Annotated in this window: 1 protein-coding gene; it reads left to right on the top strand. The window is 63.8% G+C overall.

The genetic code is table 11. The features are described 5' to 3' along the window. The coding region (locus EGI20_RS19065; RefSeq protein ID WP_498633276.1) for an alanine-zipper protein at window positions 1-436 on the top strand (436 nt) is incomplete at both ends.

Here is a 436-nt window from a genome sequence, read left to right as displayed (position 1 = left end):
GCTCAGTCGACGGCCGACGCGGCGAAAACTGCAGCTGGCACCGCGCAGACTACGGCCAACAACGCGGCCACGGTAGCCGGCACCGCGCAGTCGACAGCCAACGACGCCAAAACCGCCGCCAACACCGCACAGACGACGGCTACCGAAGCGAAGACGGCTGCTACCGAAGCCAAGACCGCAGCAGCCACCGCCGACGCCAAAGCGACCACGGCCCAGACCACGGCCGATCGTGCTGAAACCAAGGCGGATCGTGCCGAAACCAAGGCAGATAAGGCGCTGGGTATGCTGGAGGATGGCACCTTGCGCGCGGGTGGTGCCCAGAGTTCGGGTGATAAAAACTCGATTGCCATCGGTGCCGACGCGAAAGCGGATAAGGCCAACAGTATTGCTATCGGCGCGGGTTCTTATGCCAAGTCGTCCGTGGCGATCGGTGTGA

This window comes from Aquitalea sp. S1-19, from assembly GCF_024343515.1.
This window is presented reverse-complemented; position numbering and strand designations above follow the sequence as displayed.